At 67.8% G+C, this 829-nt stretch carries 1 protein-coding gene; it reads left to right on the top strand.

What is annotated here, in order from left to right:
- The coding region (locus AC0L21_RS37940) for an Ig-like domain-containing protein (RefSeq protein WP_473267094.1) at positions 1-829 on the top strand (829 nt) is incomplete at both ends.

Raw genomic sequence — 829 nt, 5'->3', positions numbered from 1 at the left:
CGACGATCGAGGGCGGCGACAATCTGATCAACGCGTCGGAAGCTTCCGGCGGCATCCAGATCGGCGGCACGGCGGAGACCGGTTCGACCCTGACCGTCAACGGTGCGGCGGTGACGGTCGATGCGACCGGTCACTGGACCACGTCGATCACGCCTGCCGGCCAGGGTCCTTTGGTCGTAACGACTGTTGCGACCGATGCGGCCGGCAACACGGCCTCAACCTCGACCACGCTGACGGTTGATACGATTGCCCCGACGGTTGCGATCACCAGCACGGGCGGTCCAACCAACCAGGCAAGCCAGACCATCACCGGCACGGTGGACGTGGCCGATGCCGGCGCGACCGTCACCATCCTGGACGGCACGGCCACGATCGGCACCGCGGTGGTGCAGGGCAACGGCAGCTGGAGCGCCACGGTCACACTGAACAGCGGCAGCAACTCGCTGACGGCCCAGGTCAGCGATGCGGCCGGCAACACCGCGACCAGTAGCGCGGTGGTCTATACGGTCAGCACCACCGGCCCGACGGTGACCGAGGTCCTGGTCTCGGACACCGGCTCCTCGGCGACCGACCACCTCACCTCGAGCCCGGCGCTGAGCGGGACCGGGCTTGCGAGCACGGTGGTGCACTTCACCATCGACGGTGTTGCCAGCGCCACCACGGTGACGACCGATGCGCAAGGCGCCTGGTCGTTCACGCCAAGCGGCCTGGCGGACGGATCGCACACGATCGTGGCGAGCCAGACCGATAGCTTCGGCAATACCGGCTCGGCCTCGCTGACCTTCACGCTGGATACGACGGCGCCTGCGGTTGCGATCACGACGATCGA

This window comes from Bradyrhizobium sp. WSM4873, from assembly GCF_055811355.1.
Note: the sequence above shows the minus strand (reverse complement) of the source record. Positions and strands in the feature narration are given on the sequence as shown.